22 protein-coding genes are annotated in these 24,578 nt (G+C 62.7%); 17 read left to right on the top strand and 5 right to left on the bottom strand.

The genetic code is table 11. The features are described 5' to 3' along the window. The first annotated feature begins 2 nt into the window (after nt 1-2). From ftsW to lpxC, 8 genes are all read left to right on the top strand, one after another. The gene (gene ftsW, locus RO069_RS08495) at nt 3-1,184 is read left to right on the top strand and encodes a putative lipid II flippase FtsW (protein WP_328186727.1); all 1,182 of its coding nucleotides are present in this window, start codon (nt 3-5) and stop codon (nt 1,182-1,184) included. Beyond that, entirely contained in the window at nt 1,181-2,263 is a 1,083-nt protein-coding gene (murG, locus tag RO069_RS08490; RefSeq protein WP_328186726.1) for an undecaprenyldiphospho-muramoylpentapeptide beta-N-acetylglucosaminyltransferase, read from the top strand. The genes ftsW and murG overlap by 4 nt, the downstream gene beginning before the upstream one ends. After that, complete coding sequence (gene murC / locus RO069_RS08485) at nt 2,256-3,701, top strand: UDP-N-acetylmuramate--L-alanine ligase (protein WP_328186725.1); 1,446 nt, start codon at nt 2,256-2,258, stop codon at nt 3,699-3,701. The genes murG and murC overlap by 8 nt, the downstream gene beginning before the upstream one ends. Continuing rightward, a complete protein-coding gene (locus RO069_RS08480; RefSeq protein ID WP_328186724.1) occupies nt 3,694-4,668 on the top strand; it encodes a D-alanine--D-alanine ligase in 975 nt (324 codons plus the stop codon). The genes murC and RO069_RS08480 overlap by 8 nt, the downstream gene beginning before the upstream one ends. Next, complete coding sequence (locus RO069_RS08475; protein ID WP_328186722.1) at nt 4,661-5,500, top strand: cell division protein FtsQ/DivIB; 840 nt, start codon at nt 4,661-4,663, stop codon at nt 5,498-5,500. The genes RO069_RS08480 and RO069_RS08475 overlap by 8 nt, the downstream gene beginning before the upstream one ends. Before the next feature lie 19 nt (nt 5,501-5,519). Then, nucleotides 5,520-6,755 (top strand): cell division protein FtsA, encoded by a 1,236-nt coding sequence (gene ftsA / locus RO069_RS08470; protein WP_328186721.1) that lies wholly within the window; start codon nt 5,520-5,522, stop codon nt 6,753-6,755. 84 nt (nt 6,756-6,839) lie between these two features. After that, nucleotides 6,840-7,997 (top strand): cell division protein FtsZ, encoded by a 1,158-nt coding sequence (gene ftsZ / locus RO069_RS08465; protein ID WP_328186719.1) that lies wholly within the window; start codon nt 6,840-6,842, stop codon nt 7,995-7,997. Nucleotides 7,998-8,193: 196 nt separating this feature from the next. Continuing rightward, nucleotides 8,194-9,111 carry a UDP-3-O-acyl-N-acetylglucosamine deacetylase gene (lpxC, locus tag RO069_RS08460; RefSeq protein WP_328186717.1) on the top strand — a complete coding sequence of 306 codons (918 nt, stop codon included), beginning with the start codon at nt 8,194-8,196 and terminating at the stop codon, nt 9,109-9,111. Between the two features lie 11 nt (nt 9,112-9,122). Here the strand turns inward: lpxC and RO069_RS08455 are convergent, their stop codons facing one another. Beyond that, on the bottom strand, nt 9,123-9,578 hold the full coding sequence (locus tag RO069_RS08455; RefSeq protein ID WP_328186715.1) for a DUF721 domain-containing protein: 456 nt from the start codon (nt 9,576-9,578) through the stop codon (nt 9,123-9,125). Nucleotides 9,579-9,978: 400 nt separating this feature from the next. Between RO069_RS08455 and RO069_RS08450 the strand changes: the two genes are divergently transcribed. From RO069_RS08450 to ribA, 6 genes are all read left to right on the top strand, one after another. After that, nucleotides 9,979-10,917 (top strand): M23 family metallopeptidase, encoded by a 939-nt coding sequence (locus RO069_RS08450; RefSeq protein ID WP_328186713.1) that lies wholly within the window; start codon nt 9,979-9,981, stop codon nt 10,915-10,917. Between the two features lie 182 nt (nt 10,918-11,099). Further along, nucleotides 11,100-13,856, top strand: coding sequence for a preprotein translocase subunit SecA (secA, locus tag RO069_RS08445; RefSeq protein ID WP_328186711.1), 2,757 nt, complete (start codon nt 11,100-11,102; stop codon nt 13,854-13,856). A gap of 120 nt (nt 13,857-13,976) precedes the next feature. Beyond that, nucleotides 13,977-15,197, top strand: a complete 1,221-nt coding sequence (argJ, locus tag RO069_RS08440; protein ID WP_328186709.1) for a bifunctional glutamate N-acetyltransferase/amino-acid acetyltransferase ArgJ — start codon at nt 13,977-13,979, stop codon at nt 15,195-15,197. Then, entirely contained in the window at nt 15,197-16,174 is a 978-nt protein-coding gene (locus tag RO069_RS08435; RefSeq protein WP_328186707.1) for a Nudix family hydrolase, read from the top strand. The genes argJ and RO069_RS08435 overlap by 1 nt, the downstream gene beginning before the upstream one ends. Beyond that, nucleotides 16,171-16,647: a cyclic pyranopterin monophosphate synthase MoaC gene (gene moaC, locus RO069_RS08430; protein WP_328186705.1), complete on the top strand. Its 477-nt coding sequence runs from the start codon at nt 16,171-16,173 to the stop codon at nt 16,645-16,647. Before RO069_RS08435 ends, moaC begins: the two co-directional genes overlap by 4 nt. 383 nt (nt 16,648-17,030) lie before the next feature. Then, nucleotides 17,031-17,642 carry a GTP cyclohydrolase II gene (gene ribA, locus RO069_RS08425; protein ID WP_328186704.1) on the top strand — a complete coding sequence of 204 codons (612 nt, stop codon included), beginning with the start codon at nt 17,031-17,033 and terminating at the stop codon, nt 17,640-17,642. A 215-nt stretch (nt 17,643-17,857) separates the two neighbouring features. Here ribA and dxs read toward each other — a convergent pair whose 3' ends face one another. From dxs to RO069_RS08405, 4 genes are all read right to left on the bottom strand, one after another. Further along, the gene (gene dxs / locus RO069_RS08420; protein WP_328186703.1) at nt 17,858-19,786 is read right to left on the bottom strand and encodes a 1-deoxy-D-xylulose-5-phosphate synthase; all 1,929 of its coding nucleotides are present in this window, start codon (nt 19,784-19,786) and stop codon (nt 17,858-17,860) included. 103 nt (nt 19,787-19,889) lie between these two features. Further along, nucleotides 19,890-20,789 carry a polyprenyl synthetase family protein gene (locus tag RO069_RS08415; protein ID WP_328186702.1) on the bottom strand — a complete coding sequence of 300 codons (900 nt, stop codon included), beginning with the start codon at nt 20,787-20,789 and terminating at the stop codon, nt 19,890-19,892. 2 nt (nt 20,790-20,791) lie between these two features. After that, nucleotides 20,792-21,058, bottom strand: coding sequence for an exodeoxyribonuclease VII small subunit (locus tag RO069_RS08410; RefSeq protein ID WP_328186700.1), 267 nt, complete (start codon nt 21,056-21,058; stop codon nt 20,792-20,794). A gap of 87 nt (nt 21,059-21,145) precedes the next feature. After that, entirely contained in the window at nt 21,146-21,925 is a 780-nt protein-coding gene (locus tag RO069_RS08405) for an NRDE family protein (RefSeq protein ID WP_328186699.1), read from the bottom strand. 92 nt (nt 21,926-22,017) lie between these two features. Between RO069_RS08405 and RO069_RS08400 the strand changes: the two genes are divergently transcribed. The 3 genes from RO069_RS08400 to RO069_RS08390 are packed head-to-tail and all read left to right on the top strand — an operon-like array spanning nt 22,018 to nt 24,446. Continuing rightward, nucleotides 22,018-22,812 (top strand): sulfite exporter TauE/SafE family protein, encoded by a 795-nt coding sequence (locus RO069_RS08400; RefSeq protein ID WP_328186697.1) that lies wholly within the window; start codon nt 22,018-22,020, stop codon nt 22,810-22,812. Nucleotides 22,813-22,821: 9 nt separating this feature from the next. Then, nucleotides 22,822-23,610, top strand: coding sequence for a prolipoprotein diacylglyceryl transferase (lgt, locus tag RO069_RS08395; protein WP_328186696.1), 789 nt, complete (start codon nt 22,822-22,824; stop codon nt 23,608-23,610). Beyond that, nucleotides 23,607-24,446: a thymidylate synthase gene (locus tag RO069_RS08390; RefSeq protein ID WP_328186695.1), complete on the top strand. Its 840-nt coding sequence runs from the start codon at nt 23,607-23,609 to the stop codon at nt 24,444-24,446. The genes lgt and RO069_RS08390 overlap by 4 nt, the downstream gene beginning before the upstream one ends. Nucleotides 24,447-24,578 lie beyond the last annotated feature (132 nt).

The raw sequence follows: 24,578 nt of genomic DNA, 5'->3' as shown, positions 1-24,578 counted from the left end.
ACATGCATCCGGCAAAGGTCTATCGGGGGCTCTGGTCCCAGCCGCTGCCATGGCTGGTGGTTAGCGCCGGCACCCTGCTGATGCTGGGTGTGGTGATGATCGCCTCCGCTTCCATGGACACCGCCGCCGCCAACCTGGGCAACAGCTACCATTATGCCGTGCGTCAGTTGCTGTTTGCGGGCCTGGGTTGTGCCCTGGCACTGGCTGCCGCCAACGTGCCGGTGTCCTGGTGGTATCGCAGTGGCTGGCTGCTACTGGCCATTGGCATGGCGTCGCTGCTGCTGGTGCTGACGCCTTTGGGCAAGACGGTCAACGGTTCCACCCGCTGGATCCCCCTGGGTCTGTTCAACGTGCAGGTATCCGAAGTGGCCAAGCTGTGCCTGATCGCCTACCTGGCGGGGTATGTGGTACGCCGCCGCGACGAATTGGTGAATACCTGGTGGGGCTTCGTCAAGCCGGTACTGGTGCTTGGCCTGGCATCGGCCCTGCTGGTGATACAGCCGGACTTTGGTGCCACGGTGGTATTGATGACCGCGGCCCTGGGCATGATCTTCCTCAGTGGAGTCCGTCTGAGCCGGTTCATGCCATTGATCGCCGTCTGCGTGATCCTGGGGGCCGCGCTGGTGGTCACCCAGCCCTACCGCCTCAAGCGGGTGGTGAGTTACCTGGACCCCTGGCAGGACCAGTACAACTCCGGCTACCAGCTTACCCAGTCGCTGATCGCCTTCGGGCGCGGCGAGTGGTCCGGGGTGGGCCTGGGCAACTCCATCCAGAAACTGTTCTACCTGCCGGAGGCCCACACCGATTTCATCTTCGCCATCACCGCGGAAGAGTTCGGCCTGCTGGGGTCCATGGTGGTGCTGGCGCTGTTCACGGTGCTGGTACTGTCGGGCTTTGCCATCGCCCGCAAGGCGGAAAAGCAGGGCATGGGGTTTGCCGCCTGCTTCGCCTATGGCCTGACCCTGCTGCTGGGCCTGCAGGCGATGATCAATATGGCGGTCAACACCGGCCTGCTCCCCACCAAGGGCCTGACCCTGCCGTTGATGAGCTATGGCGGCTCCAGCCTGATCGTGGTCTGTGTCAGCATCGGCATCCTGGTGCGCATTGAAATGGAGCGCCAACAGCAACTGTCGCCCGAGTCGGACGACAAGGCGGTGGTCGCACGGCCAAGGGGGGCGTCATGACACAGCGGCGTTTCCTCGTCATGGCCGGTGGTACCGGCGGCCACGTGTTCCCGGCCCTGGCAACCGCCCGCCGGCTCCAGGAACTGGGTCATGAGGTGCAATGGCTGGGCTCTGCCGGCGGTATGGAGGAGCGGCTGATTGCGGATACCGATATTCCGCTGTCGGTGATCAGCGTTTCCGGACTGCGGGGCAAGGGGCGCCTGGCGCTGTTGCTGGCGCCATTCCGGTTGCTCCGGGCACTGTGGCAGTCACTCCGGGTGATGACCCGGGTGAAGCCGGACTGCGTGATCGGCATGGGCGGTTTTGTCACCGGTCCGGGCGGCCTGTCCGCCTGGCTGACCCGGCGGCCTTTGCTGGTCCATGAACAGAACGCCATTGCCGGCATGACCAACCGTATCCTGGCGCGTCTGGCCGAGACCGTGATGGAAGCCTTCCCGGGCAGCTTCGGTGAAGGCGTCGTGACCCGGTGTACCGGTAATCCGGTCCGCTCCGATGTGGCGGCCATACCGGCCCCGGATGAGCGTATGGTGAAGCGCACCGGCAGGATTCGCATCCTGGTGGTGGGGGGCAGCCTGGGCGCCCAGGCCATCAATGAAAAGATGCCGGCCGCCGTGGCCCGTCTTCCCGGTGAGAAGCGCCCGGACATCCGTCACCAGTGTGGTGAGCGGAACCATGAGGCGGCGCTGGCGGCCTACGAGAGCGCCGGAGTGGAGGCGTCCGTGGAGCCATTTATCAAGGATATGGCAGAAGCCTACGCCTGGGCCGACCTGGTGGTCTGCCGGGCGGGGGCACTGACCATATCGGAGCTTTGCGCGGCGGGTGTCGGTGCGTTGCTGGTGCCGTTCCCCCATGCGGTGGACGACCACCAGACCCGCAATGCGGACTACATGGTGAAGGCCGGGGCGGCCCTGCTGATGCCCCAGCACAAACTGACCGATGAATTGCTGGCGGACACCCTGGCGGACCTGCTGGGGAGCCGCGAACACATTATTGACATGGCACGTGCAGCCCGTACGCTGGCGCGCCCCGATGCAACGGAGAGAGTCGTGAATTACTGTCTGGAGGCTGCCCATGTCTGAGGTAACCAACCCGCCCCTGGTCTACCAGGTGCCGGAAATGCGCCGCATCCGCCATATCCACTTCGTTGGCATTGGCGGTGCCGGTATGTGCGGCATTGCTGAAGTGCTCCGCAACCAGGGCTATGACGTGTCGGGGTCGGACCTCAGGGAAAGTCCGGTTACCGATCGCCTGAAGGGGCTGGGTGTGACCATCCATATCGGCCACCGGGAAAGCAACAGTGATGCGGCGGACGTGGTCGTGGTGTCCACGGCGGTCGGTTCCGACAATCCGGAAGTGGCCTCGGCCCGCAGCCGGCGGGTGCCCATCGTGCCGCGGGCGGAGATGCTGGCGGAAATCATGCGCTATCGCCACGGCATTGCGGTGGCTGGCACCCACGGCAAGACCACCACCACCAGCCTGATTGCCTCGATCCTCGGGGAAGCGGGCCTGGATCCCACATTCGTGATTGGCGGCAAGCTCAATAGCGCCGGCACCAATGCCCAGTTGGGGGGCAGCCGTTACCTGGTGGCGGAAGCGGACGAGAGCGATGCCTCCTTCCTGCACCTGACACCGGTGATCTCGGTGGTGACCAACATCGAGGCGGACCACATGGACACCTACGGTGGCGATGTGGCGCAGCTCAAGAAGACCTTTGTGGAATTCCTCCACAACCTGCCGTTCTACGGCGTGGCGGTGATGTGCCTGGACGATCCCTACGTGGAGGAAATCCTGCCGCGCATCTCCCGGGCCATCATCACCTACGGCATTGAGCGGGAGGATGCGGATTACCGCGCGGTGGATATCGAATCCGATGGCCTGCGCACCCGTTTCCTGGTGAAGCGACCGACTGGTCTGAGTGACCTTAAAGTGGAGCTACGCATGCCAGGGCGCCATAACGTACTCAACGCCCTGGCAGCCATCGCGGTGGCCACCGATGAGGGCGTGGCCGACGCCGCCATCTGCCATGGCCTGGCCAGCTTTGCCGGTGTGGGGCGCCGGTTCCAGGTCTACGGCGATTACCCCGTGGGCAAGGGCAGCGTGACCCTGGTGGATGACTATGGTCATCACCCCACGGAAGTCGAAGCGGTGATTCGCGCCGCCCGGGATGCCTGGCCGGGCCGGCGTCTGGTGATGCTGTACCAGCCGCATCGGTATTCCCGCACCCGCGACCTGTATGAAGACTTCGTGCGGGTACTGTCGGACGTGGACACCCTCCTGATGATGGACGTGTATTCGGCAGGGGAAAGCCCGGTGCCTGGTGCGGATGCCCGTTCCCTGTGCCGGAGCATCCGGCAGCGGGGGCAGGTGGACCCGATCTTTGTGGAGGATGCCAGCGATCTGGAAGGGGTGCTTCGGAACATCCTGCAGGAAGGGGATCTCCTTATGACGCAAGGCGCCGGCGATATCGGCGGAGTAGCAGCAAAACTGGCAGCAAACGGAGTGATTGGACGTGGCTGAGTCCCGGTACCGGAACTACAAGGTCAGCGCAGAAACCCGCGAACGGCTGGGGCGCGTGGCGGTTTTCATGGGTGGTGATTCCGCCGAGCGGGAGGTTTCCCTCAAGAGTGGCCAGGCGGTGACCCGCGGCCTGCTGGATGCGGGTGTGGATGCGTTCTCCGTGGATGTGACCGGGTGCCTGCTGAAGGCCGTGGAGAACCCGGACTTCGATCGGGTCTTCATCGCTCTCCATGGTCGTGGCGGTGAGGACGGTACCCTGCAGGCCATCCTGTCCCAGGCCGGTATCCCCTATACCGGTAGCGAAATGCTTGCATCGGCCCTGGCCATGGACAAGCTGCGGACCAAGTTCGTGTTTGCCGGTTGCGGCCTGCCGACGCCGGCTTTCCGGGCCATGAACGGCGAGGACGAGGCCGGCGCCATTGTATCGGACCTCAGGTTCCCGCTGAGCGTGAAGCCGTCCCGGGAAGGCTCCAGCATAGGCGTGCGCAAGGTCCGCAACCGGGATGAGCTGGTGGCGGCTTACCGGGACGCGGCCACCCATGATCCGCTGGTACTGGTGGAGGAATGGATCGAAGGACCGGAATACACCGTCAGCATCCTGCAGGACAAGGCCCTGCCGGTGATTGGCCTGAGCACTGATCACGATTTCTATGACTACGACGCCAAGTACCTGGCCGACGACACCCAGTACCGGGTGCCCTGCGGGCTGGACGAGTGGCAGGAAACGCTGATCCAGAACCTGGCGGTGGAGGCCTTCCGGGTGATTGGCGGCCGCACCTGGGGCCGCGTCGACATCATGGAGGACGAGGAAGGTCGGTTCTGGCTGCTGGAGGTGAATACCGTACCGGGCATGACGGACCACAGTCTGGTGCCCATGGCGGCCCAGGCCGCGGGTATCGGCATGTCGGAACTGGTGGTGAGGATCCTGCTGGACACCCTGGAAACCGGAGAGGACGACGATGCTTGAGCAGATGCTGCTGAGAGGCCGGTTTGTACCGTCGGAGCCGCCCAAACGGCGTGGCGCGACGTCGGCCGATCCTGAGCAGAGTCTGCTGGATACCCTGACCCAGCTGCTGGGCAGTGTGCCCTGGGGGAAAATGGGCCTGGGTATGGCGGTGCTGTTGATTACCGCCATGGTGCCCTGGGGAACGGGCCAGCTCCTGGCGGCCATGGACCGTCAGTTCATGCATGTGGAAGTGGCCGGAACCCTGAAGGGTGAGAGTCGCAACGCCCTGGAGCGCCACGCGGGTGAGTGGCTGGGTGAGAGCTTCTTTACCACCGACCTGGCGGACATCAAGGTGTCGCTGGAGCAGCGGCCGTGGGTGGAGAGCGCGGCCGTAAGGCGGGAATGGCCCGACCGGCTGGTGGTGGAAGTGCGTGAACACAAGCCGTTGGCCTACTGGAATGACCGTGCGCTGATCAGTCGTACCGGCGAAGTCTTCCGGCCCGGCAACCGTGACGTGGCGGGGGTGCTGCCCAGGCTGCGGGGCCCGGAGGGGCGCTCACGGGAGGTGATCGATATGGGGCGTACCATGGCGAACGCGCTGGAGGCCCGGGGTATGGGGTTTGCCGGGATCGCGCTGGAGGAACGGGGCGCCTGGACCCTGACCCTGGCCAACGGCATCGAAGTGGCCCTGGGGCGTGATCAGGTTGAACAACGGTTTGAACGCTTCCTGACCGTATACGGCGAGCGACTGGCCAGCCGGGCGGATCAGGTGGAACGAATTGACGCCCGCTACACCAATGGGGTGGCGGTCCGGTGGAAACCGCTGGCCCAGGCGTCGGACAACAATTCATGAATGGCTATTGGTGAACTGCATGTCATCGGTTGATACGGAAAACATGATTGTCGGCCTGGATATTGGCACCTCCAAGGTGGTGGCCATTGTCGGCAAACGCAAGCTGGATGGAACCATCGAGGTGGTGGGCATCGGCTCCCATGCCTCCCGAGGACTCAAGCGGGGGGTGGTGGTCAATATCGAAACCACCGTGCAGGCCATCCAGCGGGCCGTGGAAGAAGCCGAGTTGATGGCCGGTTGTCGCATCCACTCGGTCTATGCGGGCATCGCCGGCAGCCACATCAAAAGCCTTAACTCCCATGGCATCGTGGCCATCCGCGACCGGGAAGTGACCCAGGCGGACATCGACCGGGTCATCGACGCGGCCCAGGCGGTGGCGATTCCGGCGGACCAGAAGATCCTGCACATCCTGCCCCAGGAGTTCGTGATTGATAACCAGGAGGGCATCAAGGAGCCCATGGGCATGTCCGGCGTGCGCCTGGAAGCCAAGGTCCACCTGGTGACCTGCGCGGTGAATGCGGCCCAGAACATTGAGAAGTGTGTTCGCCGCTGCGGCCTGGACGTGGACGACATCATCCTGGAGCAACTGGCCTCGGCCCACTCGGTACTGACCGAGGACGAGAAGGAGCTGGGAGTCTGCCTGGTGGACATCGGCGGCGGCACCACCGACATCGCGGTATTTACCGGCGGCGCCATCCGCCACACCTCGGTGATTCCGATCGCCGGCGATCAGGTGACCAATGACATCGCCATGGCCCTGCGGACGCCGACGCAGAACGCCGAGGATATCAAGACCAAGTATGCCTGCGCCCTGACCCAACTGGCCGGGGCGGACGAGACCATCAAGGTGCCCAGCGTGGGTGACCGGGCGCCCCGCAACCTGTCCCGCCAGGCCCTGGCGGAAGTGGTGGAGCCCCGTTACGAGGAGCTGTTTACCCTGGTGCAGTCAGAGCTGCGCCGTAGCGGGTTCGAGGACATGATCCCCGCGGGCATCGTTGTTACCGGCGGTTCCTCCACCATGGAAGGGGTGGTGGAACTGGCCGAGGAGATCTTCCACATGCCGGTACGGCTTGCCTCGCCGCAGGCCGTTTCCGGCATGACGGAGGTGGTCAACAACCCGATCTACGCCACTGGCGTCGGGTTGCTGATCCATGGCTTCCGCCAGATGGATCTGGGACAGGGGCCCGTTCTGAAGGGAGAGGATGCACCCTCCCTGCTGGAACGCATGAAAGCCTGGTTTACCGGGCATTTCTGAAGAACAGGTGCATCACACGAAGGTATCTCGAAAAGAACAATCAGCCGGGAACTGGCTGAACATCTGCACGAAGGAGAAGGGGAAATGTTTGAACTAGTCGATAATGTCCAGCAGAACGCTGTGATCAAGGTTATCGGTGTTGGCGGTGGCGGCGGCAACGCCGTGCGGCATATGCTCAACAGCGATGTGGAAGGTGTGGAATTCATCTGCGCCAATACCGACGCCCAGGCGCTTCACGACCTGGACGCCAAACAGATTATCCAGCTTGGTGGCAATATCACCAAGGGCCTGGGGGCCGGTGCCAATCCGGAAATCGGTCGTCAGGCGGCCATGGAAGATCGTGACCGCGTCGCGGATGCCATCAAGGGCGCGGATATGGTCTTCATCACCGCCGGCATGGGGGGCGGTACCGGTACCGGCGCCGCGCCGATTGTGGCGGAAGTGGCCCGTGAAATGGGCATCCTGACGGTGGCGGTGGTGACCAAGCCGTTCCAGTTCGAAGGCGGCAAGCGCATGAGTGTTGCCGAGGCCGGCCTGCGGGAGCTGGAAGAGAGCGTGGACTCGCTGATCACCATCCCCAACGAAAAGCTGCTGGCGGTCATGGGCAAGAAAACCAGCCTGCTGGATGCCTTCGCGTCCGCCAACGATGTTCTGCTGGGGGCGGTCCAGGGTATTGCCGACCTGATTACCCGCAACGGCATGATCAACGTCGACTTTGCCGACGTGAAGACGGTGATGTCCGAGATGGGCATGGCCATGATGGGCACCGCCCGCGCCACCGGCGAAAACCGGGCCCGCGAGGCAGCCGAGGCGGCGGTTCGCAGTCCGTTGCTGGAAGATATCAACCTGCAGGGCGCCAAGGGTATCCTGGTCAATATCACCGCTGGTATGGACCTCAACCTGGGCGAATTCTCCGAGGTTGGCGACATTGTCCGGGAATTCGCGTCCGACTCTGCTACCGTTGTGGTTGGTACCGTGATCGATCCGGACATGACCGACGAACTGAAGGTCACCGTGGTGGCCACCGGCCTGGGCGGCGACCGGGAGAAGCCCACCAAGGTGGTGGACAACACCCGTACGCTGGATGGCACCACGGACTACAACCAGCTTGACCGTCCGGCGGTACTGCGTCGTCGTGCTGTGTCGCAGGGTAATGTGGCGGTGGACCAGAGTCGGGACTCCGACGAACAGGATGTGGACTATCTCGATATTCCCGCATTCCTGCGCCGTCAGGCCGACTGATAGTCTGGGTGCATGTGTGGTTAACAGGATGCGGGCCCAAGGGCCCGCTCTGTGACCCAAAACTCACGAACGGCGAGACTTGGGGCGATAATGTCATTGTATCGCTGGTCAAATGGTATTCAGTCTCGTCCTCTGGTATCATCGGCGCAGTTTTTTGCATGATGATATCGTTCCTTTGTGAAGGAAATATGTACCGATGATCAGACAACGGACGCTTAAAAATACCATTCGTGCCACCGGCGTTGGCCTTCATTCCGGGGAAAAGGTGTACCTGACCCTGCGGCCGGCCCCGGTGGAAACGGGGATTGTTTTTCGCCGTACTGACCTTGACCCGGTGGTCGAGATCCGTGCCTGTGCGGAAAACGTGGGCGAAACCATGCTGTCGACAACATTGGTCAAGGATGGCGTCCGGGTTGCAACCGTGGAGCATCTGCTTTCGGCCATGGCGGGCCTGGGTATCGACAACTGTTTCGTGGAGCTCAGTGCCGCCGAAGTGCCGATTATGGATGGCAGTGCCGGTCCTTTCGTATTCCTGCTGCAGTCAGCGGGCATTGCGGAGCAGGAAGCGGCCAAGCGCTTCATCCGGATCAAGCGTGAAGTGACGCTGGAAGAAGGCGACAAGAAAGCGACCTTCCTGCCTTTCGAGGGTTTCAAGGTCAGCTTCGGTATCGACTTCGACCACCCGGTGTTCAAGGGCCGCGCCCAGACCGCCACGGTGGATTTCTCCAGCACCTCGTTTGTGAAGGAAGTCAGCCGTGCCCGTACCTTTGGTTTCATGCGTGATATCGAGAAGTTGCGCGCCATGAACCTCGCCCTGGGCGGCAGCGTTGACAATGCCATCGTGGTGGATGACTACAAGATCCTCAACGAGGACGGTCTTCGGTACGATGATGAATTTGTAAAGCACAAGGTTCTGGACGCGATCGGCGACCTCTACCTGCTGGGCAACAGCCTGATTGGCGAGTTCCGCGGAGTGAAGTCCGGTCACGACCTGAACAACAAGCTGCTGCGCAAGTTGCGGGCGGAAGAGGATGCCTGGGAAGTGGTTACCTTCGATGACGAAGCGACTGCCCCCATCTCCTACATGAAGCCTGTTTTGGCTGCATCGGCCTGAGGCGGGACGCCTCAGCCGGAACGGTCGCTTGCGTGACTGGCGAGTTTTTCGAGAACCTCGCGTAAAGCTTTATCCTTCGTGTGCCCGGCCTCCTCTTCGAGGAGCCGGGCATTTTCTTTGCTGAGGGTCATCGGTGACGGCGGCTTCTTCAGCGAATAGCGTCCGGGACGCACCTTCACCTTCAGTTTCCAGACGAATTCAAAGGCTTCCTCTCGACGTAGGTCGGCCATGATCTCCTGTTGCCGGAACCGTAACTGGCTGGCCCGGGTGGCGCTGTCGGTTTGCAGGACCAGTTCCCCGTCCCGGTAGCTGACGAAGCGAACGCCTTTGGCCAGCTCCTCCGGTACGGACTGCAGGACCCGCTGCTCCGCCTTCTGGTGCATCGTGGCCCTGGCCACCAGTTCCCTCAGGTGGTGGGACTGCTCCTGGTTGTCAGGGGAAAGGGACAGTGATGGTCTGGTCTTCATGACGGTTTCCGGATTCGACGTGATAGCGATGGTTTGTATACACTAACAGGCTACCTATGGCGCGGTTCCGTGACAGTTGGTGGTAAAGTGTATCCCGCGCTATGGGAGCTTTGCCTTCTGTGCAAAGATTAACCAGTCTTCGGGTGGCAGTGATCCGCGTATCGCTGCCGTCAATCGGTCTCCATCGCCCGTGGCGGGCCCGGAGGCCGTTAACAAAGCGTAACAGCCTGACAGCCAAAAGGAAGACATCCTTCTCCTTTTAATGGTCACGTCCGGTTTATGATCAGGCCAGGTTTCAGAGTGACGACCAACCGGGGCGTTAAGCGCTTCCAGGGTCGCCAGGGAAAGGAATCGGTCGTCGGGACAGGGATTGTTCATAACACGTTATTGGTTAGAGACAATGAACATCATCCTTGTAGGTCAGAATCACGGTCGTTCGAAAGTCTTCACGCTGCATCCTGGCGGTATCCTGGTGGTTGCGGCGTTCACACTGGCTATTGTGGCCCTGTGTGCCTGGGCCGGTTACCAGGCGGCGATGGCCCGGGTTGCCGATCGCCCGGTGGTGCCCTCCTATATCCTGGCCCAGTGGCATGAAACCCTCCAGGGCCAGGAAAAGCAACTGGCGGAACTTGAGCGGGAGGCCCGGGAGCAGGTGGATGCCATGACCCTGCGGCTGGGTGAAATGCAGGGCCGCCTCCTGCGGCTGGATGCCCTGGGACAGCGCTTTGTGGACAATGGCGCCGTCGCCGCGGATGAGTTCAACTTCGATGAAGCTCCTGCAGTGGGCGGTCCGGAGGAGGAAGCCGGCGAGGCCCGTTCCTTCACCTCTCCCCAACTGACGCAACTGATCAACCAGCTTGACCAGCGAATCCGTGACCGGGAGCAGCAATTGCGCCTGCTGGATACGCTGATCTCCAACCGTCGCCTGGAAGACGAACGCTTCGTGGAAGGCCGCCCCATTACCTGGGGATGGCTGTCGTCACCGTTTGGCTACCGGACTGACCCCTTCAATGGCAAGCGCACCTGGCACAATGGCGTGGATCTGGCGGGCAAGGACGGCAGTGACATTATCTCGGTGGCCGCCGGTGTGGTCACCTTTGCCGGTGACCGCCATGGCTACGGTAACCTGGTGGAGATCGACCATGGCGATGGCCTGGTTACCCGCTATGCCCACGCCAAGACGGTGGAAGTGGAGGTTGGCCAGGTGGTCCAGAAGGGCCAGGCCATTGCCACCATGGGCTCCACCGGCCGTTCCACCGGTCCTCATGTGCATTTCGAAGTCCTGCAGAATGGCAAGGCCCGCAATCCGGTGACCTATATCCAGCGGGCGTCCCGCTAGCACCGGTAATCTCCTGATGTACCGGTGGCCGGTCAATAAGTGGCCGGTCCACCCGTCCCATGTGATCCAGCCCCGGTTTCCGGGGTATTTCCCGCCATGCCCGAAGCCGGCCGCCTTTTGTCCTCTTGCAAAATAAGGTTAGAATGCCGGCTTCCTCCGTTTAATCAAAGAAGCAGTGGTCTATGTTCACGAAGCTTGCAACGAAGATGTTCGGCAGTAAAAACGCCCGCGAGGTCAAAAGGATGCGCAAGGTGGTGTCGCGCATCAACGCACTCGAGGAGTCCCTCGAAGGGCTGTCAGACGATCAGTTGCAGGCCAGGACCACGGAATTCCGGGACCGTCTCGAGAAGGGCGAGACCCTGGACCAGTTGCTTCCGGATGCTTTTGCCACCGTGCGCGAGGCCAGCCGCCGGGTCATGGGCATGCGTCACTTTGATGTGCAGCTTATTGGCGCCATGACCCTCCATGAAGGCCACATTGCCGAGATGAAGACCGGGGAAGGCAAGACCCTGGTGGCTACCGCCTCGGTGTACCTGAACGCCCTGGCCGGCCGTGGTGTGCACGTGGTGACGGTGAACGACTACCTTGCCCGCCGGGACGCCGAGTGGATGGGCAAGCTCTATCGCTTCCTGGGCATGACCGTGGGGGTGGTGGTGTCCGGGCAGCCGCCGGAAGAGAAGCGTGAAGCCTACCAGGCGGATATTACCTACGGCACCAACAACGAGTTCGGTTTCGACTACCTGCGGGACAACATGGCGTTCAGCACCCAGGACAAGGTCCAGCGCCCCCTGAACTACGCCATCGTGGACGAAGTGGACTCCATCCTTATCGACGAGGCCCGTACCCCGCTGATCATCTCCGGTGCCGCCGAGGACAGCTCCAAGCTGTACCGGGAAATCAACACCCTGATTCCCTCCCTGGAAAAGGGCGAGGTGCCCGAGGACGAGGGGGAGGGTGAGCCCACCGGCGACTTCACCATCGACGAGAAGTCCAGGCAGGTGGAGCTTACCGAAGGCGGCCATGAGAAGGTGGAGCAGCTGCTGCTGGACCGGGGACTGCTGAAGGAAGGGGACAACCTCTACTCCGCCGCCAACCTGGCCCTGCTGCACCATGTCCACTCCGCCTTGCGTGCCCACCACCTGTTCCACCGTGAGGTGGACTACCTGGTACAGAATGGCCAGGTGGTGATCGTGGATGAGCACACCGGTCGTACCATGCCGGGCCGTCGCTGGAGCGAGGGCCTGCACCAGGCCATCGAGGCGAAGGAAGGGGTCGACATCAAGGCCGAGAGCCAGACCCTGGCCTCCACCACCTTCCAGAACTATTTCCGCATGTACGACAAGCTGGCGGGTATGACCGGTACCGCGGATACCGAAGCCTTCGAATTCCGCCAGATCTACGGCCTGGATGTGGTGGTGATTCCACCCAACAAGCCGATCCAGCGTACCGACTACAACGACCTGATCTACCTGACCCAGGAAGAGAAGTTCCACGCCATCATTGACGAGATCAAGGATGTGACCGCGGAGAACCGCCCGGTGCTGGTGGGTACCGCCTCGGTGGAAGCCTCCGAGGTGCTGTCGGCGCTGCTCAAGAAGGCCCGTATCGAACACAAGATTCTCAACGCCAAGCACCATGAGAGTGAGGCCCAGGTGATTGCCCAGGCCGGCCGCCCGGGTGCCGTTACCATTGCCACCAACATGGCCGGTCGGGGTACCGACATCATGCTGGGCGGCAACTGGGAAACCGAGGTGGCTTCCCTGGAAGAGCCCACCCAGGAGCAGATCGACACCATCAAGTCGGAGTGGGAAGAGCGTCACCAGCAGGTGCTGGCAGCCGGTGGCCTGCACATCATCGGTACCGAGCGCCACGAGTCCCGCCGGATCGACAACCAGCTTCGGGGCCGTGCCGGTCGTCAGGGGGACCCGGGGTCCTCCCGCTTCTTCCTGTCCCTGGAAGACAACCTGATGCGCATCTTCGCCCCGGACCGGGTCAAGAAGCTGATGCAGGCCATGGGCATGAAGAAGGGAGAGGCCATCGAGCACCGCATGGTCACCAACGCCATCGAGAAATCCCAGCGCAAGGTGGAAGGCCGCAACTTCGATATGCGGAAGACCCTGCTGGAATACGACGATGTCGCCAACGACCAGCGGACCGTGATCTACGAGCAGCGGAACGAGGTGATGGCCTCCGAGGATGTGTCGGAAATGATCGACGGCATCCGCGCCGACGTGGTGGAAGAAACCATCAGCGAGTTCATCCCGCCCCAGAGCATGCCGGAGCAGTGGGATGTGCCTGGTCTGGAAGCCCACCTGGCCTCGGAGATGTCCATCGAGCTGCCCATCCAGCAGTGGCTGGACGAGGACAAGAAACTCTACGAGGAAAAGCTGCGCGAACGTATCCTCGAAGAGATTGTCGCCGCCTACCGGACCAAGGAAGAAGTGGTGGGTGCCGAGTCCATGCGCAAGTTCGAGAAGCAGGTGTTCCTGCAGGTTCTGGATACCCTATGGAAGGAGCACCTGTCCAACATGGACCACCTGCGTCGTGGTATCCACCTGCGGGGCTATGCCCAGAAGAACCCCAAGCAGGAGTACAAGCGCGAAGCCTTCAACCTGTTCGAGTCCATGCTGGACAGCATGAAGCGTGACATTACCCGGGTGCTTTGCCATGTGAAGGTCCAGACCCGTGAGGAAATGGAAGAGGTGGAACGCCAGCGCCGGGAACAGCTGGAGAAGGAACTGGCCGCCGCCCGCATGCGCCATGATCAAACCAGCGCCACCCAGGCGGAACAGGGTGGCCAGGGGCAGGGTGAAGGCGACCGGGCCAGTGGTGCCACGCCGGAGACCTATGTCCGCCAGGACCGAAAGGTGGGTCGAAACGAGCCCTGTCCGTGCGGGTCCGGCAAGAAGTACAAGCAGTGCTGCGGCAAGATCGCCTGACGCCGCACTGAACCGAACCAGAACAACCCGCACCTCCGAACCACCGGGGCTGCGGGTTTTTTTATCTTCAGACATGATGACAGAGGGCCGGTCCCGGACCGGTCGGCAAAGGAGGCAGTTATGGCAGTAGGTCCCGCAACGTTACCCGAACCCTTCTACCCCGTGGCGGGGGTCAGGCTCGGCATAGCCAGCGCCGGCATCAAGAAGCCGGGCCGAAAGGATGTGGTGGTCCTGGAGCTGGCCAAGGGCAGCCGGGTAGCCGGCATCTTCACCACCAACCAGTTCTGTGCCGCGCCGGTCCATGTGACCCGGGAGCACCTGGTGGAGGGTGAGCCCCGCTACCTGCTGATCAATACCGGCAATGCCAATGCTGGCACCGGGGCGCGGGGCTTGAAGGATGCCAATACCTGCTGCGAGGCCCTGGCGGAGGCAGCGGGTGTGAAGGCGCATTCGGTTCTGCCGTTCTCCACCGGCGTCATTGGCGAGCCGCTGCCTGTGGACCGGATCGTGGCGGCCCTGCCGGACGCCCTGGCCAACCTGTCCGCCGACAACTGGGCCCAGGCGGCAGCGGGCATCATGACTACCGATACCCGCCCCAAGGGGGCCACCCGGCAACTGGACATCGATGGTCGCACGGTGACCATCTCGGGCATCAGCAAGGGGGCCGGCATGATCCGCCCGAACATGGCCACCATGCTGGGCTTTATCGCCACCGATGCCTCCATTTCGCCGGCGGTGTTGCAGAAGCTCAGCAACGAACTGGGGGAGAAATCCTTCAATCGCATCACCATTGATGGCGACACCTCCACCAACGATGCCTGCATGCTGATCGCCACCGGCCAGTCCGGTGCCGGCGTGGCCACGGTGGAAAGTGAACACTATGAGGCCCTACGGGATGCCTTGCAGTCGGTCTACCTGGAGCTGGCCCACGCCATCGTCCGGGACGGGGAGGGTGCCACCAAGTTTGTCACCATCAACGTCACCGGCGCCGCCGGCCAGCGGGAAGCACTGGATGTGGCGTACACCGTCGCCCACTCGCCGCTGGTCAAGACCGCGCTGTTTGCCTCTGACCCCAACTGGGGACGCATCCTGGCGGCGGTCGGCCGTGCCGGTGTCGACGGGCTCGACCTGGAGGCCGTGGAGATCTTCCTGGGGGATGTTTGCCTGGTGCGGGACGGTGGTCGTGCCGACGACTACACCGAGGAGCGGGGCCAGGCGGTGATGGACCAGGAGGAAATCACCGTCCGCATCGACCTCAAACGTGGACGCATCGAGGAAACCGTGTGGACCTGCGACTTCTCCCATGACTATGTCACCATAAACGCGGAGTACCGGACCTGATGGCCGAAGGCACCCGCAAGCTTGTCCATGTGGCGGTGGGAGTGATCTGGCGTGATGGCCGCATCCTCATTGCCCGACGCCCCGACGATGTCCACCAGGGAGGCCTGCTGGAGTTCCCGGGTGGCAAGGTGGAACCCGGCGAGGGCGTGCAGCAGGCACTGGCCCGTGAACTGCTGGAGGAAACCGCCGTCAGCGTCTCCACGGAGGCTCTGGAACCCCTGATCCGCATACGCCATGACTACGGCGACAAGGAAGTGCTGCTGGATGTCTGGCAGACCCACGATTCCACGGGATCGCCCCATGGTGTGGAGGGGCAGCCGGTATTCTGGCTGGCGCCGGTGGAGCTGACCGCCAGTGACTTTCCCGCCGCGAACCGGCCCATCATCAGCGCCATCCGACTGCCACGTCAGTTGGCTATCACTGGCGATGTGAGCAAGGCCGGGACTGCCGTCGAACGTTGTGTCCGGGGTGTTGAATACCAGGAGCTTCCATTGATGCTCCTGCGCCTGCCATCCCTGACATCGGAGGCGTACACTGGGGTGGTAGGGCAATGCCTGCAGCGTCTGCCTGATACCCCCGTGATGGTGCATGACCGTCCCGAACTGGTGGCAGATTTGCCGGTGGCCGGCCTGCACCTGAGCTGGCGCCGGGCGGCATCGCTGACGGAGCGACCGGTGCCGGATGACCGCTGGTTCGGAGTGTCCTGTCACAATGCCGACGAACTGGCCCATGCGGCGGCGATCGGGGCGGACTACGCTACCCTGGGGCCGGTGCTTCCCACTCCCACCCATCCGGAGGCCGAAGGTATGGGGTGGGATCGGTTCGCCGTACTGACGGACACTGCGGTGGTGCCGGTCTACGCCCTGGGGGGCATTGGCCCGGATTATCTCGACAGAGCCATACAGGCCGGCGCCCAGGGCATTGCCGGTATCTCCTGGTGGTGGATCACACCCGACAACAGACCGGAGGCAATATGAGCAAGCTGACCCACTTGGATGACCAGGGTGCGGCCCGAATGGTGGATGTGGGCAGCAAGGAGGTAACCGAACGTGAAGCGGTTGCCGAGGGGCGGATCCTCATGGATCCCACTACCCTGGCGATGATCGTGGACGGCGAGCATCCCAAGGGCGATGTACTGGCCGTGGCCCGGGTGGCGGGCATCATGGCGGCCAAGAAGACCCATGATCTGATCCCCCTGTGCCACGCCCTGAACCTGTCTTCGGTCAAGTTGGCCTTCACCCCGCAGCGGGAGCCGTCATCAGTGCATATTGAGGCTCGCTGCAAGCTGGCGGGGCAGACCGGCGTCGAGATGGAGGCGCTGACTGCGGTCAGTGTTGCCGCTTTGACGCTCTACGATATGTGCAAGGCGGTGGATCGGGGTATGGAGATTACGGGGGTGCGCCTGCTTGAGAAAAAGGGTGGGCGTAGTGGGCATTGGCAGGCGGAATAGTCCTTTGGGTTTGGTGGTGGGCCGGGCACCGGGTAGGGCTTTCCAGAACACGCCGTGAATACGTCCATGTAGGCTCCTCAAAAACCTTTACGGCTTATTGCTCCTGCGTCGCCGTAAAGGTCCTGGCCTGACCGTCCTTGGCCAGGCCGTGGAACGCTAACGCGTTCCACCCCTATTTTTGAGGGTTCCGGAAAGCCCTACCCGGTACCTGCCCTTATGCATGTGTGCAGGCCATCCGAATCTTCCTGCTGGGCGTATCTAGGATGGTTTTCATACTTTCCGCAGGTTCTGTGGGAGTATACGGGCCATCTGGAACTACGCCGACTGGCCGCCATCTGCTAGAATGCCCCGCTCATTGCATTTAGGACTCACGAGGAAACACTGTGGCTGTTCGCTACATCCAGACCTGTCGCCTGCCCACGCCTTTTGGCGTTTTTCAAATGCACGGTTTCGAGGAACCGGACACGGGCAAGGAGCATGTTGCCCTGACGCTGGGAGACCTGGACAGTGACCAGCCCATGCTGGCCCGTACCCACTCCGAGTGCCTGACAGGCGATGCCCTGTACAGCATGCGGTGCGACTGTGGCTACCAGCTCGAGGAAGCCCTGAGGAGCATCGCAAGGGAAGGGCGGGGAATTCTCATGTACCTGCGCCAGGAAGGCCGTGGTATCGGGCTGCTCAACAAGATCCGCGCCTACAAGCTGCAGGACGAGGGCGCCGATACGGTAGAGGCCAATGAACGACTGGGTTTTGCCGCTGACCTGCGGGACTACAGCATGTGCAAGGACATGCTCGATCACCTGGGCATCCGCAGCCTCCGCCTGATGACCAACAACCCCCGCAAGGTGGATTCCCTGCGTGGCCTGGGTATCGATGTTGTCGAGCGGGTTCCCCTCCACGTTGGCCGCAACCCTCACAACGAACATTACCTGGACACCAAGCAGAGCAAGCTGGGCCACTGGCTGGAAACGCACCAGGACGACGATCCGGAATAGTTATTTTTGCACGCAGGAAGGCCGGGCCCGAAAAGGACTGACTCCAAAGGTCTGACGGTGTCAGGGTGAGGGGGCTTTCGGAGCAGCGACAGGGATGTCGCGGTGCAAGGTCGGCCCAGGGATGGGCCGTGAATTGCAGCTCCGAAAGCTCCCCTCACCCTGGCACCAGCCCCCGATCTTGAGATTCCAGGAGCTAGCGCTGGCCTCTTCCAGGCTTACGGAGCTGCTTTAAGGTCAGGTTTCCCGGCGCTGATACGCTTGCGAATAGACGCCTCGATGCCAGCGGCATCCAGCCCGACCTCGGTGAGCAGTTCCCCGTGCTTGCCATGGTCCACATAGCGGTCCGGCAGCCCCAGCTGGAGCACCGCCTTCGCGATCCCCTCCCGGTTCAGGAACTCCGTTACCGCACTGCCGGCCCCCCCGGCAATGGCATTCTCCTCCAGGGTCACCACCACATCGTGGGACGCCACCAGCTCCGCCACCAGACGCTCATCCAGCGGCTTCACAAACCGCATGTCCGCCACCGTCGCATTGAGCCTGTCGGCCGCCTCCAGGGCTGCGGACAGCCGGGTCCCGAAATTCAGGATAGCCACCGACTCGCCTTCCCGGACCACACGGCCCTCGCCAATTGGCAGGGTCTTCAGTTCCTGCTCGATCACCGCACCCGGACCAGTCCCCCGGGGATAGCGTACGGCGGCCGGACCGTTATGCATCAGTCCGGTCTGCAATAACTGCCGGGTCTCATTCTCATCCGACGGCGTCATCACCACCATGTTCGGCACGCACCGCAGGTAGCTCAGGTCGAACGCCCCGGCATGGGTCGGACCATCCTCACCCACCAGGCCGGCCCGGTCGATGGCAAACAGCACATCCAGATTTTGGATGGCCACGTCATGGATCAACTGGTCATAGGCCCGCTGCAGGAAGGTGGAGTAGATCGCCACCACCGGCTTGGCGCCATCACAGGCCAGGCCCGCCGCCAGGGTGACCGAATGTTGCTCGGCAATGGCCACGTCGTGGTAACGGTCCGGAAAGCGCTTCGAGAAGGCCAGCAGGTCGGAGCCCTCGCACATGGCCGGCGTAATGCCGACGATTCGCTCGTCCTGCTCCGCCGCATCGCACAGCCACTGGCCGAACACATTGGCGTACTTGGGCAGTTTCGGCTTGGGCTTCACCGGCTCCGGCTTGCTCGGCGGCAGCGGCTCGATCTTGTTGATGGCGTGATAGCCAATGGGGTCGTCCTCCGCTGGCGCAAACCCCTTGCCCTTGCGGGTCACCACATGGAGGAACTGGGGGCCGTCCAGCTCACGGATGTTCTGCAGGGTATCCACCAGCAGCGGCAGGTCGTGGCCATCGATGGGGCCGATGTAGTTGAAGCCCAACTCCTCGAACAGGGTGCCGGGGGCAATCATGCCCTTGAAGTGTTCCTCGGTCTTGCGGGCCAGGGCCATCAGGGGCGGCGCCGCCTGCAGCACCTTCTTGCCGCTGTCCCGCACCTGGTTGTAGGTACGGCTGGACAGCAGGCGGGCGAAATAGTTGGACAGGCCACCCACATTCTTGGAAATGGACATGTCGTTGTCGTTCAGGATCACCAGCATATCCGCATCCAGGTGACCGGCGTGGTTCAGGGCCTCGAAGGCCATGCCCGCGGTCATGGCGCCGTCACCGATTACCGCGATGCTGCGGCGACCGGTCTGTTGCTGCCGGGCGGCCAGGGCCATGCCCAGGGCAGCGCTGATGGAGGTGCTGGAATGCCCCACGCCAAAGGTGTCGTACTGGCTTTCCGCACGCTTGGGGAAACCGGCCAGGCCATCCTTCTGACGGATGCTGCCCATACGTTCCTTGCGACCGGTGAGAATCTTGTGGGGGTAGGCCTGGTGGCCCACATCCCACACCAGGCGGTCTTCCGGGGTGTTGAAGACATAGTGCAGGGCCACGGTCAGCTCCAGCACCCCCAGGCCGGCACCGAAGTGCCCGCCGGACTGCCCCACGGTCCACAGCAGGAACGCGCGCAGTTCCCGGGCCAGTGCCGGCAGATCTTCCTCCGACAGCAGGCGAAGCTGGTCTGGCGTGTCAATCCCGTCCAGCAGCGGTGTGTGGGGGCGCTGGGTGGGGATTTCCTTGAAAATATCTGAATCCTGCATCCGTCCGGGTCTTGTCTCGGTGATTGAGGGGAACGTTAGGGCCATGGTCCGACTGACGTCCCACAGGCTAAAGCGTCCATTATAGGCGATGGAGGGGGCGGTTTCAGTAGCGTCGCGACACCACGAATTCCGCCATGCCCCTGAGGGCGTCCGCTTCCGGACCAAAGTCCGCCAGGCTTTGCCTGCATTGTTGCAACAGTGTGGCAAGATAGTCCCGGGCACCGTCAACCCCCATCAACGCCGGATAGGTAGGTTTACTACGGGCCTGGTCGGAGCCCTGGGGTTTGCCGATCACGCTGGTGTCCCCCTCGATGTCCAGCAGGTCATCCTGTACCTGGAAGGCCAGGCCGATGGCCCGGGCGTAATGGGCCAGGTGTTCATGGTGGGAGTTCCCGGCGCTGGCGCCCTCCACGGACAGCACGCCAAGCTGCACGCTCGCCTCGATCAGGGCGCCGGTCTTGCGTCGATGCATCTGTTCCAGGTCGTCCAGGGACAGGCGTTGTCCCACGGCTCCCAAATCAATGGCCTGGCCGCCCACCATGCCGGTGCTGCCGCTGGCCGAGGCAAGCCGCTGCACCATCGCCAGGCGGGCCTCCGCAGTCAGCGACGGGTCGGTGGACAGCCATTCGAAGGCGAGGGCCTGCAAGGCATCGCCGGCCAGGATGGCGGTGGCTTCGTCGTACTGGATATGGGTGGTGGGGCGGCCACGGCGCAGCTCGTCATCGTCCATGGCCGGCAGGTCGTCGTGAATCAGCGAGTAGGCATGGATCAGCTCGACGGCGCAGGCCGCCACCAGTGCCTGCGCCGGTTGCCCGCCCACGGCGGTTGCGGCGGCCATGGCCAGGGCCGGGCGGATACGCTTGCCACCGCCAAGCACGCTGTAGCGCATGGCGCCATGAAGGCGACGGGGCTCGATGGTCTCATCCGGCAGGCGACGGGCCAGGGCGTCGTCGGTCAGGGAGGCGCAGGTGGCAAGGAAGTCACCGGTGGAGGCGTGGTGCATTGTCAGCCCTGCTCCCCATCGTCTTCCGGCGGATTGAACGGCTGGGCCTCCAGGCTGCCGTCTTCCCGCTCCACCAGTTGCTGTACCCTTTGCTCCGCCTGGCGTAACGCCTGCTGGCACTCCCGGGTCAGCTTGACACCCCGTTCGAAGGCGCCCAGCGATTGCTCCAGGGACAGTTCCCCCTGTTCCAGGTCCCTGACCAGCCCTTCCAGCTCGGCGAGGGACTTCTCGAAATCGGCAATGGATGTGGTTTCCGGGGTATCAGCCATGGGGCTCTCCGTCAGCTTCACGAGGCGCGTTGGGTTGCGGCAAGTATACCAGAGCGATCATCGGGGCCGAACCTTCGCCGGTGAATGTCAGCGGTTGTCCGGCACCTGCCAGCAGAAATGCTGCAGGTTGTCCGGAGTGCCACCCCGCGACCAGGTCTGCTCCGTCACCCGTACCTCGCCCTCGCGGGAGACCGTGATCACGGTACTGGCCCGGGTCCCGTAGAGGTCGGAACGGATAAACGGCGACGACAGGAAGCGCTCCTGTTCCAGCCCGATGCCGGTATCAGGCAGCAGGTGGTCCGGGGCTGGTGACGTGTCCTTAAGTTGCTCCATCAGCGTCCGGTGCAGGGCGTCCGGGGCGTTCGGATTGCAGTGGGCAAGGGTTTCCCGAAGCTGTCCCCGGAGTCGTACCAGTTTCGGCCAGGGGCTCTGTAGCAGGTGGTTGCTGACACCATAGCTGCCCCGGTGCAGGTCTCGGCCCGGATGGGCGTCCCGGTTGCTGTAGTACCAGCCCTCGTTTCGGGTGGCCTGGATCAGGTTGAAGCCGGCGTACAGGTTGCCGTTATCGGCCAGGTGTTGCTGCACGTCCCGCCTGGATTGCTGCTGGATTATCAGGGGCAGCTTGCCCCGGGTCAGCCGTCCGGGCTCGGCGCTGCCTTCCCGCACGTTGGTCACGGCGCTGACCACGCCAGCCTGCGATATCGCCAGCCATGTGCCGCCAGAGCGGTCATCCCGCCCCGCCAGCAGGTTGCTGTCCGGCCACCAGTGCATGGGCGTGGTGGGGCGGTCGTAGAATTCGTCGCGATTGGCGGCCAGTACCAGGGGGAAGTCGCGGTGCTGGTCAATGGCAAAGAGGATAAGGCACATAGGTTTCCATCTGATTGCTGGAGCGGGGAAATGCTGACCCCTGATGCTTTGTGTATGATACACGCTTTGATTTTCAATGGACGGTGGTGTGCATGTCCCTGGTTCTGGTATTCGGGCTCTATCTGGCCCTTGGCGCCCTGGCCGGCACCCTGGCGGGGCTGTTCGGCATCGGCGGTGGCCTGGTGATCGTACCGGTGCTGATCTTCAGCTTCGGATTGCAGGGTATCAGTCCGGAGATCGCCGCTCACCTGGCGGTGGGTACGTCCCTGGCGACCATTGTGTTCACCTCCATCAGTTCCATCCGTTCCCACCACCAGAAAGGCGCGGTGCGCTGGGAGCTGTTCCGCCCCATGGTGGTGGGTATCGTGGTGGGTGCGGCACTCGGTGCCTGGACGGCGTCGCTGTTAAGTGGCGAGGCGCTGGAACTGATCATCGGCGTGTTTGTCATCCTGGTGGCGCTGAAGATGCTGCTGGATATCAACCCGACAACCGCCAGACCCGAGCCGGGCAAACCACTGCTGTCAGTGGCCGGTACGGTCACCGGCTGGGGATCGGCCATTTTCGGTATCGGTGGAGGCACCCTGACGGTGCCCTTCCTGAGCTGGCGCAGTGTGCGGATGCAGCAGGCGGTGGCCACTTCGGCGGCCTGCGGCCTGCCCATCGCCATCGCCGGCGCCGCCACCAACCTCTGGACCGGCTGGGGCAACCCGTTGTTACCGGACTATGCCGCCGGCTTTGTCTACCTGCCGGCGATGGTGGGTATCGTGGCAACCAGTGTGATCTTCGCCCGCTTCGGCGCCATCCTGGCCCATAAGCTGGATGCCAAACTGCTGAAACGCCTGTTTGCCATCCTGTTGCTGATCGTTGGCACCCGTTTCCTTCTCTGAGGTCTGTGCATGCTCAAACACCCACAATTCGATCCCGTGGCCATTTCGGTCGGCCCCCTGAAGATCCACTGGTATGGCCTGACCTACCTGGTGGGATTCGCCGTGGGCTGGTGGCTGGGCAAGGTCCGCGCCCGCAAGGAGTGGACGCCACTCAATGAACAGCAGGTGGGTGACCTGTTGTTCTATATCGCCCTGGGTGTGATCCTGGGGGGCCGTTTCGGCTATGTGGTGTTCTACAACTTCGACCAGTTCGCGGCAGACCCATTATGGTTGTTGCGGGTCTGGGAAGGGGGCATGGCCTTCCATGGTGGCCTGATTGGCGTCATGCTCGCCATGTGGTGGTACGGTCGCAAGCTGGGCTGCGGTTTCTTCCGCATTGCGGATTTCGTGGCGCCACTGGTGCCGGTGGGGCTGGGGGCCGGGCGTATCGGTAATTTCATCAATGGCGAACTCTGGGGCCGACCGACGGATGTGCCCTGGGGCATGGTGTTTCCCCAGGCGCCGGATATGCTGGCACGACACCCGTCACAGCTGTATCAGTTTGCGCTGGAGGGGGTGGCATTGTTTACCATCCTCTGGATATTCTCATCGAAGCCGCGCCCCACGATGGCGGTTTCGGGGCTGTTCCTGATCCTGTATGGCTGTTTCAGGATTGTCGTTGAATTCTTCCGTCAGCCGGACCCCCAGCTGGGTTATCTGGCCTTCGACTGGCTGACCATGGGGCAGTTGCTGTCACTGCCGATGGTCATCGCCGGTGCCTTGCTGATGGTGTTTGCATACAGAGGCGTGAAGTCATGAAAGCCTACCTTGATCTGATGAACGATGTGGTCGCCAACGGCACCGACAAGGGTGACCGTACGGGTGTGGGTACCCGTTCGGTGTTTGGTCGTCAGTTGCGCTTTGACCTGGAGCAGGGCTTCCCGCTGCTGACCACCAAGAAGGTGCACCTGCGCAGCATCATCTATGAGCTGTTGTGGTTCCTTCAGGGTTCCACGGACAACAACTGGCTGAAGGAGCGCAAGGTCAGTATCTGGGATGAGTGGGCGCTGGAGAACGGCGACCTGGGACCGATCTACGGCAAGCAGTGGCGCAGCTGGCAGTGCCCCGACGGTCGCGTGGTGGACCAGATCAGCGAGGTGATCGAGCAGATTCGCACCAAGCCCAATTCCCGCCGCCATATCGTGACGGCCTGGAACCCGGCGGAGCTGCCGGACGAGTCCATGGGCCCCCAGGACAATGCCCGGGAAGGGCGGATGGCCCTGGCGCCCTGTCACTGTCTGTTCCAGTTCTATGTGGCGGATGGCCGCCTGTCCTGCCAGCTCTACCAGCGCAGTGCCGACCTGTTCCTGGGGGTGCCGTTCAATATCGCGTCCTACAGTCTGCTGACCCATATGATTGCGCAGCAGTGTGATCTGGAGGTGGGCGAGTTTGTGCATACCTTTGGTGACTGTCACCTGTACCAGAACCATCTGACTGACGACATTGTGTTTGAGCAGTTGAAGCGCAAGCCGGGGCGGTTGCCTACGCTGCGGATTCTGCGGAAGCCGGATTCGATCTTTGATTACGAGTATGAAGACTTTGAGGTTGAGGGGTATGAGCCTCAGGGTGTGATCAGGGCGCCCATTGCCATTTGATCTTTGTTGGTGGTCTGAGTTGGGGTAGCCCGCTTGTTCTGGTGTATGTGCACAAGCACCCGGGGCCTTTTTCTGAAACACGCCGTGAATACATCCCTGTAGGCTCTTCAAAAACGTCCCTGTTTTTGAAGG

The sequence above is a fragment of the Marinobacter sp. OP 3.4 genome (genome assembly GCF_036224885.1).
Classification (GTDB): Bacteria; Pseudomonadota; Gammaproteobacteria; order Pseudomonadales; family Oleiphilaceae; genus Marinobacter.
This window is presented reverse-complemented; position numbering and strand designations above follow the sequence as displayed.

Excerpts from the sequence above, each read along its gene's own strand:
- murG (WP_328186726.1), top strand. The coding sequence starts at position 1,181 with ATGACACAGCGGCGTTTCCTCGTCATGGCCGGTGGTACCGGCGGCCAC.
- lgt (WP_328186696.1), top strand. The coding sequence starts at position 22,822 with ATGCTCAAACACCCACAATTCGATCCCGTGGCCATTTCGGTCGGCCCC.
- RO069_RS08475 (WP_328186722.1), top strand. The coding sequence starts at position 4,661 with ATGCTTGAGCAGATGCTGCTGAGAGGCCGGTTTGTACCGTCGGAGCCG.
- moaC (WP_328186705.1), top strand. The coding sequence starts at position 16,171 with ATGAGCAAGCTGACCCACTTGGATGACCAGGGTGCGGCCCGAATGGTG.
- RO069_RS08450 (WP_328186713.1), top strand. The coding sequence starts at position 9,979 with ATGAACATCATCCTTGTAGGTCAGAATCACGGTCGTTCGAAAGTCTTC.
- ftsZ (WP_328186719.1), top strand. The coding sequence starts at position 6,840 with ATGTTTGAACTAGTCGATAATGTCCAGCAGAACGCTGTGATCAAGGTT.
- lpxC (WP_328186717.1), top strand. The coding sequence starts at position 8,194 with ATGATCAGACAACGGACGCTTAAAAATACCATTCGTGCCACCGGCGTT.
- RO069_RS08415 (WP_328186702.1), bottom strand. The coding sequence starts at position 20,789 with ATGCACCACGCCTCCACCGGTGACTTCCTTGCCACCTGCGCCTCCCTG.
- RO069_RS08400 (WP_328186697.1), top strand. The coding sequence starts at position 22,018 with ATGTCCCTGGTTCTGGTATTCGGGCTCTATCTGGCCCTTGGCGCCCTG.
- RO069_RS08435 (WP_328186707.1), top strand. The coding sequence starts at position 15,197 with ATGGCCGAAGGCACCCGCAAGCTTGTCCATGTGGCGGTGGGAGTGATC.
- RO069_RS08410 (WP_328186700.1), bottom strand. The coding sequence starts at position 21,058 with ATGGCTGATACCCCGGAAACCACATCCATTGCCGATTTCGAGAAGTCC.
- ftsA (WP_328186721.1), top strand. The coding sequence starts at position 5,520 with ATGTCATCGGTTGATACGGAAAACATGATTGTCGGCCTGGATATTGGC.
- dxs (WP_328186703.1), bottom strand. The coding sequence starts at position 19,786 with ATGCAGGATTCAGATATTTTCAAGGAAATCCCCACCCAGCGCCCCCAC.
- murC (WP_328186725.1), top strand. The coding sequence starts at position 2,256 with ATGTCTGAGGTAACCAACCCGCCCCTGGTCTACCAGGTGCCGGAAATG.
- secA (WP_328186711.1), top strand. The coding sequence starts at position 11,100 with ATGTTCACGAAGCTTGCAACGAAGATGTTCGGCAGTAAAAACGCCCGC.
- RO069_RS08390 (WP_328186695.1), top strand. The coding sequence starts at position 23,607 with ATGAAAGCCTACCTTGATCTGATGAACGATGTGGTCGCCAACGGCACC.
- ftsW (WP_328186727.1), top strand. The coding sequence starts at position 3 with ATGCATCCGGCAAAGGTCTATCGGGGGCTCTGGTCCCAGCCGCTGCCA.
- argJ (WP_328186709.1), top strand. The coding sequence starts at position 13,977 with ATGGCAGTAGGTCCCGCAACGTTACCCGAACCCTTCTACCCCGTGGCG.
- RO069_RS08405 (WP_328186699.1), bottom strand. The coding sequence starts at position 21,925 with ATGTGCCTTATCCTCTTTGCCATTGACCAGCACCGCGACTTCCCCCTG.
- RO069_RS08455 (WP_328186715.1), bottom strand. The coding sequence starts at position 9,578 with ATGAAGACCAGACCATCACTGTCCCTTTCCCCTGACAACCAGGAGCAG.